Genomic DNA, 15,941 nt, shown 5'->3' with positions numbered 1-15,941 from the left:
CTGAGAAATCTGTTTCTCATAACAAACTTTTTTAACTAGGCGTTGTACTTGTTCTACTGTATACTGGATTGTTGAATTATTGTGTTTCATCATACAATTTTTCATGCCAGTATACATATTTATGACTTTCGGGACAACGCCTTTAAATCACAAAACATATAAACTAATTTCTCAATAAGAATATAATGATGAAAAACAACATAATTTCAACCATAGTTTTAATGATAATTGCTCTGTTAATAGTTGGCTGCAACCAGCAAAATACTACGCAGCCGATTGCATCGCCTAGTACTTCTGCTCCAGCTGAAAATCCAGAAGGTAATAATAATGTAGTAATGATCAATCACTTTGTCTTTGAGCCTAGTGAGATTACTATTGGTGCAGGTGAAACAGTAGCATGGAAACATAATGATAATGTTGCTCATAAAATTGTTTCTGAGGAACTCTTTGAAAGTAATGTTATGAATAGGGGAGATCAATTTACTTACACTTTTGATAAACCTGGCGAGTATTCTTATTATTGCAGTATTCATCCCTCTATGACTGGTAAAATCATTGTGAAATAAGATGAAAAATAAGATATTCTATCAATCTTTAATTGCTGCTCTTTGCACTGATTTTCTTGATTTTATGTTCCACGTTTTCCTGACTAATCCAATGGAATCGTTGACGTACTTTGTGATTAAGTTTCTGCTTGCTTTTTTTATTGCAACGTTTTTGTTCAGTCTTAAAGCAATGAACACTGCACGAAAGAATTTGAAATTGATTTCATTCATGGGATTAGTGTTTAGCACCTTGATGAGCATATACTATCGCGCATGGGAATTAGGTGAAGCGCATGTTCCTTTTGAATCAAGAGCTCCTGATATTATCGGTATAGAACGAACAAATCTCTTGTTATTTAGCGGAACGTGGTGGCTTGGTCATGCATTATTTTTTGTTCTTGGTGTTCTTATTGCTTTAAAAGTAATCAAAGAAAGATAATATCTGCTTAGTAGTTTTAAGTAGTTATTCATTAGATTTATATTCTCTTTTTGTCTCTCTTAACATGAAGTAGTATGAATCTTGACTATATTAAAGACAAAGGAAGAACTAAATATTATCCACTCTTACTAGCTAAGCGTATCAAACTGCATGCTCAAGAAGGTTTTAATCAAAGGGCTAAGCAGGATTATTTTGGCGAAGCACCAAATATCTTTGTTGGCAGATTTGGGTATCCACATATCAATGTAGGGATTCTTAACACTGAACAATATCATGCAAACGATGATATTCCGTTGTGGGTCAAAGAAAATTATTCTATGCCTAAAATTATTGATCTTCGCACCAATTTAGTTAACAGCACGTTCAAAGCTTCTATTAAGTCCTTTGATGATAAATTAATTCAAATGTCGCAGGAGATTTCTATGTCAATAAAGCCGGTTGATGTTGAGATTAATCTTGAAAGAAAACCGCAATTTACTTTAAGCCTGAATCAAGGCACTACTCCCCATGGACCAAATGTTGATTTGAAAAAGGCAATCCTTACTGAAAATCCTTCTATTCCGACTGTTGTTGATAAAGTTGTTTCAGACACTGATTTTAAAGCTGTCGAAGCTTTGGGAAAACTCTATGAAAAAGGGTATGATCGTTATTATCTGACTAAATTGATCAGTGTTGGTAATCTGGGTGTTAAACCACAGAGGAAATTAGTGCCTACCCGTTGGAGTATTACTGCTGTTGACGATACTTTAGGAAAAAAATTAATTGCTGAAATTAAAGATTGTTCTGTCATTAACGAACCTCTTGCTTTTTTTGGAGGTTACATGGGGAATTATTTTTTAGTTCTTATGTTTGCTGATGTTTGGCAGTATGAATTATTTGAAATGATTACGGTTGAAAACAGCGCATTTTCTACTGATTATGAGCCATATACTGGTAGGAAAACCTATGCTGACAATACTGTTGGCGGCTATTATGGCAACAGACTGCGAGTTTTGGAAAAATTAAAAGAAATGAAACGGCAGGCATCGGTGCTTTGTTTGCGATTTATTAATCCTTATGAATACATTGCTCCTCTTGGTGTGTTTGTGACCACAGAAGCCTGCGCAAATGCCGTACATCAGAAACCGCTTGTGTTTGGGAGCAAAGAGCTTATGTTAAGTTTTGCTGAGAAATTTGCGTTGAGGAAATTTAATTTTAATATCAACGCTATTTTAAAACAAAGCAAATTGGTTGATGCATTAACTAAGCAGAGGAAGCTCGGGGAGTTCTAATGAGAACTTTGCAAAATACTCGCAAAGCTCGGGTTACTGCCAGTTCGCATTGAGATCTTTGTTAAACAAAGCAATTTTCTCTCTGGAACTCCGAAAATTGCTCGATAAGTCTTTCGAAAATGCTTACGAAATTGGCAGTAACCATAATTTTGCAAAGTTCTCTAATCATAAAATTGTTTCAACGTATTTTCTAACTCTGAAAATACATATTTAATCATATACAAATAATTACCATCATCTGCACGCTGCAATCCAGTATAATATCTTCTCTTATTTTTATTTTGGATAATAATTACTGGGTAATTATGTTGTAATAATATTTTATTTAATAATAATCTTCCAACTCTTCCGTTACCATCAAAAAAGGGATGGATTCTTTCGAAAATGCAATGAAATGTACCTGCAAGTTCTAAAGGATGCAATTGATCTTTATTTTCATCATACCACTCAAGAAGATTATTTATTTCGGTTTCAATCATGTCGGGTTTTATGGGAATTAAAGTACCTACTCTTACCTGTCCATCCCTGAATAACCCAGCATCCTCAGTTATATTATGCTTTAATACTCTATGAAATTCTAGGATTAAGTCTTTTGAAATCTTATTTGAAATATTATTTTTCATGAATAAAAATGCAGTTTTATGATTTTCTGTTTCTTTAATATCCCTCATTGGCTTGTCTTTTGGAGAAATACCTTCCATAAGAAGCATTTTTGTATCTTTGTAGGTAAGTGTAGAGCCTTCTATTCTGTTAGTGTCATAGGTAAATTTAATCATTATTTCTTCTTCTAATCTTTGTAATTGGTCTTTTGTTGTATTTTTTATTTTCTTCTGGTAGTCTTTTTTTATTTCTTCTAATTTGATATTATTTGTTTCGAAAAAGTGACTGAGGTTGTTGAATTCAGCTTCAATCTCTATAATATCTTTTTTTGCAGGTGGATTTATTCCTACATAACGTTCAATTTTTTTCCATTTATTTTCTCCTATTCTTGTTGAATGAACTAAATAATAATATTCATGGTTGTTAATTATTTTTTTCCTTCCAAAAACCATTTAGTCACCACATTTTAATATTTTTTGATCTTTTTTGTTAAATTAGTCACCACGGATATTTAAAGGTTTCTCCTTAAAGTTCATATACATTCTTTCGATGCCCTATAACTGTTATTGTGATAATTAATTTTTGTTGGTCTATGTCTGCAATAGCCCGATAATCTTCTATTCTTAGTTTATAATCAGGTCGTCCAGCTAAACGTTCAAAAAAATGAAATGGATTTTCTTTTGCTGAAATAATTTTATTGAAAATTCTCTCTTTCAAGTCTTTCGGAAGCTTATTGAGAAAATCAATCGCTTCTTCATCGAATATGATTTGATAACTTATAATCCCAACCTCTTTTTTGCTTCTACTTCAGTTAGAAAGTTACTTTTCTTTATTCTTTCTCTTGCTTTTTCAATGGCTTCGACAGTTTCTTTACTTAGTTTTGGTTCATCTTTGCAAGTTTTAGCAATATATACTACTTTTTTAATAACTTCATCATAACTTTCATTTTTATATTCTCGAAAACGATCTAATTCTTGTTTTGTGTTCTCGTGAATTTTAATGGTTGTAGTTTCCATAATAATCACCGTTTACAGTGGTATACTCAAGTATATTTAAATGTTTAGTTATCTTTATATACTAACTATTATTCCTCTATTATAGAGGTTCTTAAGAGCAAATATTCAATAGATAATGGTGGAGTAATATGGCATTATATGTCCCAGATCGTCTCGTACGACCTATTTTAGATGCTGGAAAAAAATTAGTTGAATCTTCTGGGTGCCTTATCGAAGATAACTGGGGATTCAGCATGGAATGGTTGTTGCAGAATATAGTGATTTTGGACGCGCTTTTCGTAATATACTAATAGGTAATTACAGTGTTAGAGTTACGTATGTTGGTTCTGTAAGTAGAGGTAGGATGACAGGGTTTAGCTTTCAAAGTTCACAATTTGTTTTTTTTAATGTTTTAGAACAAGAACAACCCGATCAAAATAAGTATGTTTTATACAGTGATCCTGAACTTCGGAATCCACATTTATTTATACATGATGAAAGTGTTATAGCAGGTGGTGGTGTTCGAGTAGTTAAAAAGGATGAAAGGTTTTATACTGTTAATCAAGGTTCTGATCTTGTTCGATTTCTTAAAGAAGGGTTAGCAAATAAAAGAGATAAGTTTGAAGCATTAGAAATTATTTGCCGGCATGTTTGAAATTAATACTTTATTTATCATAACATTTTTATAAACATAAGCATTACTAATGATATGATCAGAAAAATAATTTTATTCAGTACTATTATTTTCTTGTTTTTATTAACCTCTTGTTCTATCGCAACTAAAAATACTGAGGTTAAACCATTAACGCCATCAACAATACTTAATGATGAAAATATGACTTCATCTGATTACAAGTATCAAAAGATCAATTATACTGATCTCATGCATAAGCTGCCTTTTCAGTACTGCGAAACTATTGAAGATTGTTTTTGTCATTGTTGTCAAAGATATTTTAATGCAACATCTACTGAAGATGATTTAAACAATGGTTGCCGTCTTCAATCAAAACAAGTTGAAGGAAATCTTATCGTTTGTGCTTTCAGCAGTTGTAGCAGTGGAACTAAAGGGTTTAAACCAGCATGCATTGAAAACAAATGTGTTTGGAAAAAGACATCAGAACCATAATATAACATTAAGGCTTCCTATTGGAAGTGCTATTGCGGTTAAAAAATACAGTCAAAAAGCTTGATTTTGACCAAATATTTTCTCGTTATAAGAAACGTGGTACTGACCTCGTAAATTTATTTCTTTATTAACATTAAATAAATAAAAAAACTATTACCTGACTTTACTGAGGTAATACAAACAAATCATCGTCAGGTGTTGTTAATTCTAATGCAGTTGCTTCCCATGTAAAACCATTTTTCCTTGACTCATAAAGTGTAATTTGATAATCTGGGTGATAACACATGTTAGATCCGCCTGGAATCTCAAAACATTTTGCATTTAGTTCCAATAGTTGTTTGTCTGGTAATTTTTTAAGACTAGCTAATATCTGTTCATCTAATTCCTGCAATCCTTTAGTGTCTTGTAGCTTTTTCATGCTTGTTACAACTTTGCAAATCCATGTTTCTTCTTTAACGCAGGAGTGAATAGTTACTGTATCTCCTTGCGTTAAGGTATACATTCTTTGTTCTTTATTTGGGTAAATAATATCTATTCTTACTTTATCATCTTTAACATACATTTTTTCAGTATGTGGTCCAATTTGACCAATTCCATCTTTTCCTAAATAAGTTCCTTCTGGTACAAAGGCTTTTGCTGTTAATATAAAACCTTCCTTCAGAGTTGTTTTATCTTGTACCTCATTTACCCTTTTATCTTCATTAGAACATCCTATAATTAAAGAAAATAAGCCAACTATTATGATCATTCTGATTATATTCATAAAATCACCTTTATCAGATTCACAAATATCTTACTATATAAATTTTATGAGATGACATTATTTTTATAAATCCCTTTGTTCTAACGTAGTGTTATGGCTCAATTAGCTCATCAACTTCGGCATTTTACTGATTACAAACAACATGTTGGAAGCCGTTATCAATCTCGACTGGAAGATCGGGCAACGTTGTTGGGTGTTGGAGCAATTATTGAAACTTCAGATGGATGTTATGTTTTTGGACAATATAGCAAAGATGGAAAATATAATCTTATTTCTGGTGGTTTAGATCCAAAAGAAGATATGATTTCCAAAGATGGCAATGCAGGAAAAACGCTTTCTCTTGATCATGGCATATTAAGAGAGATGCATGAAGAGATTGGCGTTACTGTTTATGATATTATAAGCATGCGTCATGAAATGCTATGCTCAGCGCTACATGATGGTTCGCCTAATGTAGTTTATCGTGTTCAACTAAACATTACTTGTGCTGAATTAGACCGGTGAATAGCTTCTCTTGTAGAAATAGCTCATCAACATGGTGAAACTCCTGAGATCACACATGGAATTTATGTGGGTACAGACAAAAGGAGCATCCAAACAGTTTTGACATCAGATGAAAAACAGTACAAACCTATTGCTGTTGGTATTTTGGAATATTTGTTAAAATCACATTCTTAATTATTACTCACTTAGAACCACTATTTATTTAAATTAGTTTATTATGTCTCTTTGTATGAATTGTGAATATTTTTGGCAATATAGCAGAAATAAAAAACATGAGTTGCTTATACGTCAATTTCTCCTTGTAAAAGCCGATACATTGCGTTTAACAAGAATTATTAATACTGAATGGAAATTTCCCTTTAGATTTGTCAAATATGGTGATGATAATGATAAAAGATTTCTTCAAACACTTGCATTATTACGACCTTATTTTATTAAAAAAATAGCCAATAATAAGCGTTTTAATGATATTTCTCAAGGCAACAATCAATTTGAACATTATTTTTATCAATTAAGCAAACAAATGAAACAAAAAATCAATAAAAATACCTTATTCTGGTGGAAGGCAGAACCTTATATTACTGGTGATTTTTATTGTTTGGAAGACCCTTGTTTTTATCGAGGAAAGGAAATGATTAGTGTAGTTGTCAGCCACGAACAATATATAATTCTTTATTTAACATCTTCTGAAAGAGAGAAGTTTGAGCGGCAAGGCATTATTTTTGAAAAAGGCTAATATCAACATTTAAATATCTGACTTATTCTGTCTTGTCTATGCACGGAGCTATTATTACCTTTAAAGGCTGTGAAGAAATAAGCAAGCTTGAAATAGAGGAAATTCTTGGAAAAAAAGCAACTATAAAAGACACCATTGTTTTTTTTGATTATGAAAACGAAGAAGAGCTGGTCAAATTAGCATATTTAGGGAGATCTTTTAAGTGTGTTTGGCAATTATTATTAGGATTTACCGTAAATGCTTCTTTTAAAGCCACTTCTAAAGTTATTGCTGAAAAATTAGCGAGTTTAGACCTCTCACCCTATGTAGCTGGAAAATCCTTTAAAGTTGAATGTGTACGTGAAGGCGAACATGATTACACGAGTGTTGATATTGCCAGTTTTGTTGGTGAAAAGATTGCCAGCCAAACAAAAGCAAAGGTTTCTCTTAAAACTCCGGATGTTTTAATAACAGTGTATATCTATAACAACACTCTTTATCTTGGCAGAGATTTGTTTGGGTTTAATTTATCGAAAAGGGATTATAAATTATTTCATGATCCTGATGCGTTAAATGCTGCAGTTGCTTATTCTTTAGGAAGATTTGCAGGTGTTGATGAAGGTGATGTTATTCTCGATCCACTTATGGGAACAGGTGATATTTTAATTGAAGCAGCGTTGTTTTTATCAAAAAAATCACCCCATTTCTATAAAAAAGAAAAATTTCCAAGCGATGTTCTCAAATATGATAGTTCTTTTCCTACTACTACTCAGTTTATTGGCTACGATGCAACGGTTAATGGCTTAAAATCTAGCCGAAGAAATGCTCAAATTGCAGGCATCAATAAACTATTAGAACTTTCGAGGGTTGATTTAGAATGGTTAGATACTAAAATTAAAGAATCCAGTATTGATAAAGTCATCACTAAGTTGCCTGTTCCTTCCAAAAATATTGACCCTGCTAAGATTACCAAGCTTTATAATGAGTTTTTTCATCAGGTTTCTTATGTTTTAAGAGAAGATGGAATTATGGTTGTTTGTTTGTTGAAAACAGAATTATTCAAAGAGTGCATTAAGGGTTTTAGCCTTATTAAAGAAATCAATATCTCTCAAGGTAAGCAAGAATTATATGTTTTGAAATTGAAGAAGAGCAAGTATCAGTAAAATATATAAAGCTTAAAACTAAGGATTTTATATGACCAGAAAAATAAGTTTTTTTGAAGGTGTTTTGTTATTTATTGGTTTAGTTGTAGGTATTGTAGGATTTTACTTTATCCAACAGCAGCTTCAACAAGATGGTATGATGAGCTGGAATTTTATTTTGAGTGTTTTAGTCTGGCTTGTGTTATTAGTATTGTTTATTATAGCTGCATTAGTGGTTGATGTTAAAGAAGAATTGAAGATTCTGTTGCAAGATCATTCTGAAGAAATAAGATTATTAAAAACAGAAACCGCTTTTATGAAGGAAATAAGTCATGAACAGCTTGAAGAATTAAAACTTCTTAGGGGATTTATGGATAAAGGTAGGAAATAATTTCGGTTTCGGTGAAAATCTCGGCATAGCCTCGGTTTTGGTGCCGTGATTATCCCACTTATTTGTAAGAAGGAAAAAATTCCTATTGGAATTTCCTTTTTTCTCGCTCATTAATTTGAAAGATAATCACAAGGATGGCACCAAAAACTACATTTTCACCGAAGCCAGATAATTCCATAATCTTTTTATACTTCTAGGCACTTCTTTATAGGCGTAGGAAAGCAGGTAGTTATCGCTTTTCAAGTGAGGAAAGTCTGCCCACAGTAAAAAGCCACTCTTTGAGATGGAGCAATTCATGGCAACCACTCAGAAACGATACCACCTTTGCAATGGGATGATATGGCGAAACTTCTGGCAACAGAAGCGAGTTAACCCATTGACGTCTGTAAAGGAAGGGATGAAACGGTGAGTCCTGGCTTGTGCAAGTCCGTTTGGATGCTTAGTTAAATACTACTACAGAAGATCGATAGTGCTCTTATAGCATTATTTTGCTTCTGACAAAAGGCAGCTTATGCTTTCCTACATTCATAATCTTTATAAATAAAACCTATTTCTAGGCAACTATGGCAGAAAATAGAGTTAGTATGCCGCAGTCAAGTGGCGGATTAGTACGGTATTTTGATGAATATGATTCTAAGATAATGATTAAACCACATCATATTATTATTCTTGTTGTTCTTGTTATTTTACTTGAAATAGTATTACATGTTCTTGGAAAACAACTTCTTGGCTAGGTGTTTTTTTTGTTTCCTGGCATGAATCCAAAGATGATGAAACAAGCTATGAAAAAGCTTGGGGTAAAACAAGAAGATTTGCCTGCAACTGAAGTAATTATTAAATTTGAAGATCGGCAGATTGTCTTTAAACAACCTGAAGTTTCTGTTGTTGATATGATGGGGCAGGAAACATTTCAAATTACTGGTAAGTATGAAGAACAAGAATTAGATACTATGCCCGATATTAATGAAGATGATATTCAAACTATTGTTACTCAAGTTGGCTGCAGCAAAGAACAAGCAAAAAAGGCATTGTTTGAATCTAAAGGAGATATTGCAGAAGCAATTTTAAATTTGCAGAAATAATAAATAATAGGTGTAATTAACTAAAATATCCTATTCTTCAGCTTCTGGCGCTTCACTGGAATAGTTTGGAATGGCAGCTTTACTTATGATCACAATATCACCCATGGATTTTACCAGTTGGTGAGGCACAATTACTCCTTTTGCACTGCCAAGAATCTTGTTTAAAAATGAATTTTTTGTTGATTTTACTCTCCAGCCAAATATTTTATTGGTGCTGATAATGCATTCTTCAATGTCACCAAAATATTCACCAGAATCAGTAAAGACTTTAGTATCATATGTTTCAGTAATCCTTTTTAATTTTAACATAGTGTAACCTCCTTATTCCTTATTATTAGATTTATTATGATTATGAATTATTATGAACTAATATGCCTCAGCTAGCACAATCTAGTTTATAAAGATTTCTCTATGAATTTGTGTAAGCAAGCTTTTTAAAGGAAAATCATTACCAAGTGATTATGACAACAACCTTATGGGTATGGTTTGCAGTAACTACCTATTTTTTATGGGCAATTACTACCTTATTTGATAAGTATATTGTTGGCAATAAAATAAAAAATCCTTATGTTAATGCTGTGTTTTTTGGACTACTAAGCAGTATAGGAATATTATTTTTTCCTCTTGTCAACGTACACTATGATCATTGGGTTTATCTTGTGATAGCTCTATTAGGCGGGATTTTATTTATTTTAGGGCATCTGCCTTTTTATAAAATTCTTGACCATCATGAAGTCTCACGGGTGGTTGTTGTCTGGCAAACAATACCGTTATTTGTTTTGCTTCTATCATATCTCTTTCTTCAAGAACAATTATCTGTTTATGATTATATTGCTTTTTTTCTTTTAGTTGCTGGTGGTTTTATCGTCAATGTAACTTCTTTGACGTTATCTTTGAACAAAGCATTCTGGTATATGCTCTTTTCCAGCATTATTTTTAGCTTTTCTTATTTTTTTCAGAAACTTGCTTATAACCACGGGGATTTTTGGTTAATGTTTGTAGTCATTATTATTGGTTTCTTCATTGGTTCTTGCTTGTTGCTTCTGATAAACTCTGTTCGCCATGATTTTTATAAGCATCTTGTTTCAAAAGATAAGGTTTTGTATGGAGCATTGCTCTTTAAGGCAGCTTTAGGGATTCCAGCTTTTCTCTCTATTAATTATGCTATCTCTTTAGCAAGTGTATCTTTAGTTAATGCGCTTGAGGGATTATACGCAGTGTTTGTATTTGGTGGCACTTTACTAACTTCTTATTTTCTCCCTCATTTTGTTAAAGAAGAAATTAGCTGGAAGATATTCTTTCAGAAAAGTATAGCTATTGTTATGGTTGTTGTTGGAACTGTGCTGCTTGCACTGAGTTAGTTTTTAGATACATTTCAACACTAATCTTAACGTTGTCTGCAACTTGCCTTGTTGCTTTTCCAAAATTTACCTTTTTGATGTTTAAACATGCTTCTAAATCATCGAGTTCAGCTTCTAATGCTTTTTTCACGTCTTTCTCACATTCTATAGTTAACATTTTAACTTCATGCTTTAATGAAACATTGTTTTCTGATTTTATTTTTCTTACTTCTCCGACAATTGCTACAAAGATATCTCCAAAAAATTCTGCCTTGTTATCTTCTTCTTTTTTGTTGTGGCTCGGCCATGATGAATTATGAATACTTTTGTATTTTTCTTTCTCTGCAAAATATCCTTGATACACTGCTTCAGTAATATGCGGCATGATAGGCGCCAGCAATTTTAAGGTTGTTAATAATCCATGATATAATACATATTGCGAAGCAACTCGAGCTTCATGACCTCGTTTGTCAGGATTATAAAGCCTGTCTTTGACAATTTCCACATAGTTATCGCACATTATCTGCCAGAAAAATTTTTCAACTTCAGCTTTTGTCTGGGCGTATTCATATTTATTGAATGCATCAGTGCAGCGCTTGATCATCTTTTCAGTTTTTGTTAAAAGCCATTTATCGATAAGCTTTAATTCTTCTTTTTCACCATTGTAATCCTGCAAATGCATCATGCAGAACTTTGATGCGTTCCATAATTTAGTAACCATCTTCTTTCCTGTGATCAAATCTTTTTCCTGGAAGGGAAGATCATCGCCTAATTTTGATCCTGCTGCCCAAAATCTCAAACAATCAGCACCATATTTTCCGGTCATTGCCTGCGGCTCAATTACATTACCTTTTGACTTAGACATCTTTTTTCCATGAGGATCAAGAGCAAAGCCGCTAATCATCACATCATGCCAAGGATTCACTTGGTAGTGGAGTTGTGATTTTACCAACGTATAGAACAACCAGAAATTGATAATATCGTGAGCTTGAGGACGTAAATTCATAGGAAACAACTTGCTTTTGATAGGATGTTTTTCGAAAAATTGCTGCGCTAATTGCGGCGTTAAGGAAGAGGTTGCCCAGGTATCAAGCACATCAGTTTCAGGCTTGAATTCTTTACTGCCGCATTTGCATGGCTTTCTAGGCATTGATTCAGTTGGATCAACAGGCAGTTGTTTTTCATCAGGAAGATGCATAGCATTGCATTTTTTACAGTACCATACTGGAATTGGAATGCCGAAATGCCGCTGTCGAGAAATACACCAGTCCCAATTTAATCCTTTGATCCAGTTGAACAGGCGATGCTTCATATGATCCGGATACCAGTGAAGCTTATCTCCATCTTTGAGGAATTTCTCTCGCAAATCCAAATATTTGACAAACCATTGTTCAGAAGCAACATACTCGATATCAGTACCGCATCGTTCATGGACATTCACCGTATGTTTTAATGGTTTTTGTTCTTTTAATGCTCCTATTTTTTTCAAATCTTCAACCACTTGTTTTCGCGCTTCTTTTGATGTCATGCCTTTGTAGTGGCCTGCAAGCTCATTATATCTACCAGAAACATCCATGATATGAATTGGCTTAACACCGGGATGGCGCGCCATCCATTCAACACAATCTAATCCTCCATAGGTGCAATAATAAACTACACCCGTTCCAAATTCAGGAATAGTTTTTTCATCTTGGATAAGTTCAACCTGTTTTTTTGTCAACGGCAACGTAATTTTTTTGCCGATTAAATGCTTATAACGCGGATCTTCAGGATGCACTGACATCCCAACGCAAGCATAGATTAATTCTGGTCTTGTTGTTGCAAATACCATCTTTTCTCCGTCTTCAGCTTCTGCTTCAATATAATTCAAAAATGACTGCTGTTCAGCATCTTCCATCTCTACTTGGGCAATTGCTGTCTGGCATTGCGGGCAAATGATAATGGGAGCTTTTTTCTTGTAAATTAAGCCAGTATTATATAACTCTACAAATGATTTCTGGGATATTTTTCTGCTATTGTCGTCAATAGTTGAATAACATAATTTATAATCACAGGAAATTGCCATGTTTTTCCAATCCTGAATAAATGCTGGGCGTATCTCCTTTAATGTGTCAAGACAGAGTTTGATGAAATCAGAACGTTTCATCTTTTTGCTGTTTACTTTTTTTATCTTTTCTATTAAACGTTCTGTAGCTAACCCATTATCATCGGTGCCAAAAGGATAGAATACATTTTTGCCTGACATTCTTTGAAAACGCGCAATAAAATCCTGCTGGGAATATGAAAATGCATGCCCAATATGCATTGCTCCAGAAACAGTTGGCGGAGGTGTATCAATAGTATAGAGTTCTCCTTCTTTGTTTGGATCAAATTGGTAAACTTTGTTATTTTCCCAATATGCCTGCCATTTCTTTTCTTCTAGGGTAAAATCATAGTTGTCAGATAGTGCCATATTTTTTGTAATAAGTAGATTATTTATAAAGTTAATGACGGCTTCATCCAAAAAATGGCTGCCGCTAGGTTAGCACCTTCGAAACTTCGCGTGTTATCTTCGCTTAAACGGTCGTGCTCCGAAGGAGCCAACCCTCCGACCTCTTTTAATGAGTATTTCAAAGAGTTTCGACCTGAGGGTGCTAACCTTATTTTTGGATGAAGCCGTTAATGACAAAACAATTATAAACAAGATGAGTTTATAATTGTTTTGAGGTGATTTCTATGATGAGTGGATGTGCTAAATGCTGTAAATTAGGAGCAGTATTAGTAGTTGTATTAGGTGTGTTGTTTTTATTAGTAGATTTAGGGAAATGGGATTTTTGGGGCATTAATTGGTGGACAGCTTTGTTCTTAGTATGTGGTGTTGTTTGTTTTGGTAAAAGCTGCTGCAAAGAATGCCAGAGCTGTAAATAAGTAGTTCATTCTTTTTTTATTTTTCTCTATTTTATTATTGCGTTTCTATCAAATTATTGTGAATAAGCTGAATACTTGCAAAGAAAATATAAGATGCGATCGCCGGGATTCGAACCCGGGCATCAACCTTGGGAGGGTTGTATCATACCACTAGATTACAATCGCAACTGACAACAGGTTCATTGTTTCTGTTAATTAATGTTTAGTTAATCGAAACATTTTATAATCTTACTATTATCTTATCAATTATGAGAATATTATATGTTTTAAGTAAAGCTGTACCAAATACCGGTAATTACATTACTGCTCATCGGATAGCTCAGCTTCTCGAACAGAAAAAACATGTTGTCAAGATTATGTCTTTTCAAGATGATGTTACACCAGAAAAAACTATTCTCTCTTTTAAACCTGATATTATTCATACGTTTCATGCCTATTATGGCTATGATGTTATTGTTCTAGCTTCAAAATTCAAGATTCCTCTGGTATTAACCATAACGGGAACTGATGTCAATAGTGATCTGCAGAAACCAGAACGAAGAGGAAAGGTACTTTATTGCCTAAAACATGCAAAAACTATAACTATTTTTCACCAAGATATGAAAAGATTTCTACCCAAATCTATTAAAAATATCGTTGTTGTTCCTCAATCAGTCCATCTCAGGAAATGCAAAAAAGTTTGTGATAATAGTTTTCGTATTCTATTAGTTTCAAACATTCGACCTGTTAAAAATAATCTTTTTCCTATTAAACCTTGCGAATCTTTGCGAAAGCAGATTCCAAATTTAAAATTACATTTTGTTGGGAAAGTATTGGATCAGGAATATTTTAAGAAATTTAAACAAATAACTACCGGAAAAAGATGGATAACCTATTATGGTGAAGTTCCTCATCATGAAATTTACAGGTATTATACTTGCGTCGATGTTGCTTTGAATACTTCTTTATCTGAAGGTGGCATGGCAAATACTTTGTTGGAAGCAATGTATTTGAAAATACCAGTTATCGCTTCTTCAATAACGGGAAATAAAACCATAGTAAAAAATCATAAAACTGGATTATTATATGCTGATGAAAATGGTTTTAAAAAAGCTCTTTTGTGCTTATATCATAATCCCCAATTGAAAGAAAAGCTTACTGGTGCAGCTTATGAACAAGTCATTAATCAATTTAGTCCTCAAAAAGAATGTGAAGGGTATTTGGGAGTGTATAATCAGCTTATCACCTAGATTTATATATTATTTAAGCAGTAAGTTTTTAAATGTTCTTTACTTCTAATGTATGGGGTTAGCTAATGTCTGATAAAGTTTATTTTGATACTAAAAGTGGTCATAGGCTTGTTGGTATACTGGATGTTCCTCAAAAACATACTGGCAAGGCTGTTATTTTGTGCCATGGTTTTAGTTCTTCAAAAGAGGGAGAAAAATATCAAGTATTAGCTAGCAGATTTGTTAAACAGGGCATTGCAGCGCTGCGTTTTGATTTTTTTGGCCATGGCGAAAGTGATGGTCATTTTTCTCGCGTAACATTAACACAAGCAGTTGATGATGTTTTAAGTGCTGTTGATTTTCTTGAAAAACTTGGTTTTGTTGATATTGGAGCAGTTGGCGTTAGTTTTGGCGGTAAAGCAATATTTGTTGCAGCAGGAAAATCACGGAGAATAAAAGTTTTAACCCTTGTTGCTCCTGCTATTGATGGAAAAACACTTCAAAAACTCAAATATGGTGAAAAAGGTATTCGGAAATGGAAAGAAGAAGGAAAGATTAAGTACGATGGAAAATGCGGAAAACAAGATTTGTATTATACGTTTTATGAAGATTTAAAACATTTTAATTATGTTGGGATAGCGCGGCATGTTAAGATACCTACTTTGATCATCCATGGTGATGAAGATACTATTGTGCCGGTAAGCCACAGTCAGAAACTTTTTAAAGAGTTAGATGGTTTCAAACAATTAGAAGTTATTATTGGTTGTAATCATTTTTTCGAACGAGGAAGTGATCGCGAACAATTGTATGATTTAACCGTTAATTGGATTAAGAAGAGATTGTAGAGAACTTTGCAAAATACTCGCAAAGCTCGGGTTACTGCCAGTTCGCATTGAGATATTTGTTAAACAAA

22 protein-coding genes, 1 tRNA gene and 1 other RNA gene are annotated in these 15,941 nt (G+C 33.2%); 17 read left to right on the top strand and 7 right to left on the bottom strand.

Annotated features, from left to right (window positions below; genetic code table 11):
• Positions 1-185 precede the first annotated feature (185 nt).
• The 3 genes from HYY69_02710 to HYY69_02700 all read left to right on the top strand — a co-directional run bounded on the left by HYY69_02710 (position 186) and on the right by HYY69_02700 (position 2,255).
• Complete coding sequence (locus HYY69_02710; GenBank protein MBI3032361.1) at positions 186-566, top strand: cupredoxin domain-containing protein; 381 nt, start codon at positions 186-188, stop codon at positions 564-566.
• Between the two features lies 1 nt (position 567).
• On the top strand, positions 568-984 hold the full coding sequence (locus HYY69_02705) for a hypothetical protein (protein ID MBI3032360.1): 417 nt from the start codon (positions 568-570) through the stop codon (positions 982-984).
• Between the two features lie 74 nt (positions 985-1,058).
• The gene (locus tag HYY69_02700) at positions 1,059-2,255 is read left to right on the top strand and encodes a hypothetical protein (protein MBI3032359.1); all 1,197 of its coding nucleotides are present in this window, start codon (positions 1,059-1,061) and stop codon (positions 2,253-2,255) included.
• A gap of 161 nt (positions 2,256-2,416) precedes the next feature.
• Here the strand turns inward: HYY69_02700 and HYY69_02695 are convergent, their stop codons facing one another.
• From HYY69_02695 to HYY69_02685, 3 genes are all read right to left on the bottom strand, one after another.
• Positions 2,417-3,307, bottom strand: coding sequence for a Fic family protein (locus HYY69_02695; GenBank protein MBI3032358.1), 891 nt, complete (start codon positions 3,305-3,307; stop codon positions 2,417-2,419).
• A gap of 73 nt (positions 3,308-3,380) precedes the next feature.
• On the bottom strand, positions 3,381-3,638 hold the full coding sequence (locus HYY69_02690; GenBank protein MBI3032357.1) for a type II toxin-antitoxin system RelE/ParE family toxin: 258 nt from the start codon (positions 3,636-3,638) through the stop codon (positions 3,381-3,383).
• Entirely contained in the window at positions 3,632-3,871 is a 240-nt protein-coding gene (locus HYY69_02685; GenBank protein ID MBI3032356.1) for a hypothetical protein, read from the bottom strand. The genes HYY69_02690 and HYY69_02685 overlap by 7 nt, the downstream gene beginning before the upstream one ends.
• A 128-nt stretch (positions 3,872-3,999) precedes the next feature.
• On the opposite strand from HYY69_02685, the gene HYY69_02680 reads away from it, so the two are divergent.
• The 3 genes from HYY69_02680 to HYY69_02670 are packed head-to-tail and all read left to right on the top strand — an operon-like array spanning position 4,000 to position 4,976.
• Positions 4,000-4,161 (top strand): hypothetical protein, encoded by a 162-nt coding sequence (locus HYY69_02680; protein MBI3032355.1) that lies wholly within the window; start codon positions 4,000-4,002, stop codon positions 4,159-4,161.
• Positions 4,162-4,214: 53 nt separating this feature from the next.
• The gene (locus HYY69_02675) at positions 4,215-4,505 is read left to right on the top strand and encodes a hypothetical protein (protein MBI3032354.1); all 291 of its coding nucleotides are present in this window, start codon (positions 4,215-4,217) and stop codon (positions 4,503-4,505) included.
• Between the two features lie 54 nt (positions 4,506-4,559).
• On the top strand, positions 4,560-4,976 hold the full coding sequence (locus HYY69_02670) for a hypothetical protein (protein ID MBI3032353.1): 417 nt from the start codon (positions 4,560-4,562) through the stop codon (positions 4,974-4,976).
• Positions 4,977-5,139: 163 nt separating this feature from the next.
• Here the strand turns inward: HYY69_02670 and HYY69_02665 are convergent, their stop codons facing one another.
• Positions 5,140-5,739 carry a hypothetical protein gene (locus HYY69_02665; GenBank protein ID MBI3032352.1) on the bottom strand — a complete coding sequence of 200 codons (600 nt, stop codon included), beginning with the start codon at positions 5,737-5,739 and terminating at the stop codon, positions 5,140-5,142.
• 93 nt (positions 5,740-5,832) lie between these two features.
• Between HYY69_02665 and HYY69_02660 the strand changes: the two genes are divergently transcribed.
• The 7 genes from HYY69_02660 (at position 5,833) to HYY69_02630 (ending at position 9,573) form a co-directional block, all read left to right on the top strand.
• Positions 5,833-6,243 carry an NUDIX hydrolase gene (locus HYY69_02660; protein ID MBI3032351.1) on the top strand — a complete coding sequence of 137 codons (411 nt, stop codon included), beginning with the start codon at positions 5,833-5,835 and terminating at the stop codon, positions 6,241-6,243.
• 229 nt (positions 6,244-6,472) lie between these two features.
• Positions 6,473-6,979: a hypothetical protein gene (locus HYY69_02655; GenBank protein ID MBI3032350.1), complete on the top strand. Its 507-nt coding sequence runs from the start codon at positions 6,473-6,475 to the stop codon at positions 6,977-6,979.
• 38 nt (positions 6,980-7,017) lie between these two features.
• Positions 7,018-8,121 carry a hypothetical protein gene (locus HYY69_02650; GenBank protein ID MBI3032349.1) on the top strand — a complete coding sequence of 368 codons (1,104 nt, stop codon included), beginning with the start codon at positions 7,018-7,020 and terminating at the stop codon, positions 8,119-8,121.
• A gap of 31 nt (positions 8,122-8,152) precedes the next feature.
• On the top strand, positions 8,153-8,491 hold the full coding sequence (locus HYY69_02645) for a hypothetical protein (protein ID MBI3032348.1): 339 nt from the start codon (positions 8,153-8,155) through the stop codon (positions 8,489-8,491).
• A 213-nt stretch (positions 8,492-8,704) separates the two neighbouring features.
• An RNA gene (rnpB, locus tag HYY69_02640) (RNase P RNA component) lies at positions 8,705-9,014 on the top strand.
• A gap of 40 nt (positions 9,015-9,054) precedes the next feature.
• A complete protein-coding gene (locus tag HYY69_02635) occupies positions 9,055-9,225 on the top strand; it encodes a preprotein translocase subunit Sec61beta (protein ID MBI3032347.1) in 171 nt (56 codons plus the stop codon).
• Positions 9,226-9,234: 9 nt separating this feature from the next.
• Positions 9,235-9,573 (top strand): nascent polypeptide-associated complex protein, encoded by a 339-nt coding sequence (locus HYY69_02630; GenBank protein MBI3032346.1) that lies wholly within the window; start codon positions 9,235-9,237, stop codon positions 9,571-9,573.
• Positions 9,574-9,603: 30 nt separating this feature from the next.
• Here HYY69_02630 and HYY69_02625 read toward each other — a convergent pair whose 3' ends face one another.
• The gene (locus HYY69_02625) at positions 9,604-9,882 is read right to left on the bottom strand and encodes a PRC-barrel domain-containing protein (protein MBI3032345.1); all 279 of its coding nucleotides are present in this window, start codon (positions 9,880-9,882) and stop codon (positions 9,604-9,606) included.
• A 152-nt stretch (positions 9,883-10,034) separates the two neighbouring features.
• Here HYY69_02625 and HYY69_02620 point away from each other — a divergent pair, with 152 nt between their 5' ends.
• Positions 10,035-10,934 (top strand): DMT family transporter, encoded by a 900-nt coding sequence (locus HYY69_02620; protein MBI3032344.1) that lies wholly within the window; start codon positions 10,035-10,037, stop codon positions 10,932-10,934.
• Here HYY69_02620 and HYY69_02615 read toward each other — a convergent pair.
• Entirely contained in the window at positions 10,894-13,365 is a 2,472-nt protein-coding gene (locus HYY69_02615) for a valine--tRNA ligase (GenBank protein MBI3032343.1), read from the bottom strand. The genes HYY69_02620 and HYY69_02615 overlap by 41 nt on opposite strands.
• Before the next feature lie 263 nt (positions 13,366-13,628).
• Between HYY69_02615 and HYY69_02610 the strand changes: the two genes are divergently transcribed.
• Entirely contained in the window at positions 13,629-13,820 is a 192-nt protein-coding gene (locus HYY69_02610) for a hypothetical protein (protein MBI3032342.1), read from the top strand.
• Between the two features lie 94 nt (positions 13,821-13,914).
• Here the strand turns inward: HYY69_02610 and HYY69_02605 are convergent.
• Positions 13,915-13,985: transfer RNA gene (locus tag HYY69_02605), tRNA-Gly, on the bottom strand.
• An 83-nt stretch (positions 13,986-14,068) separates the two neighbouring features.
• Here HYY69_02605 and HYY69_02600 point away from each other — a divergent pair.
• Positions 14,069-15,049 carry a glycosyltransferase family 4 protein gene (locus tag HYY69_02600; protein MBI3032341.1) on the top strand — a complete coding sequence of 327 codons (981 nt, stop codon included), beginning with the start codon at positions 14,069-14,071 and terminating at the stop codon, positions 15,047-15,049.
• A gap of 65 nt (positions 15,050-15,114) precedes the next feature.
• Entirely contained in the window at positions 15,115-15,873 is a 759-nt protein-coding gene (locus tag HYY69_02595) for an alpha/beta fold hydrolase (GenBank protein ID MBI3032340.1), read from the top strand.
• Positions 15,874-15,941 lie beyond the last annotated feature (68 nt).

It is taken from the genome of Candidatus Woesearchaeota archaeon, from assembly GCA_016192995.1.
GTDB lineage: Archaea > Nanobdellota > Nanobdellia > Woesearchaeales > DSVV01 > JACPTB01.
Note: the sequence above shows the minus strand (reverse complement) of the source record. Positions and strands in the feature narration are given on the sequence as shown.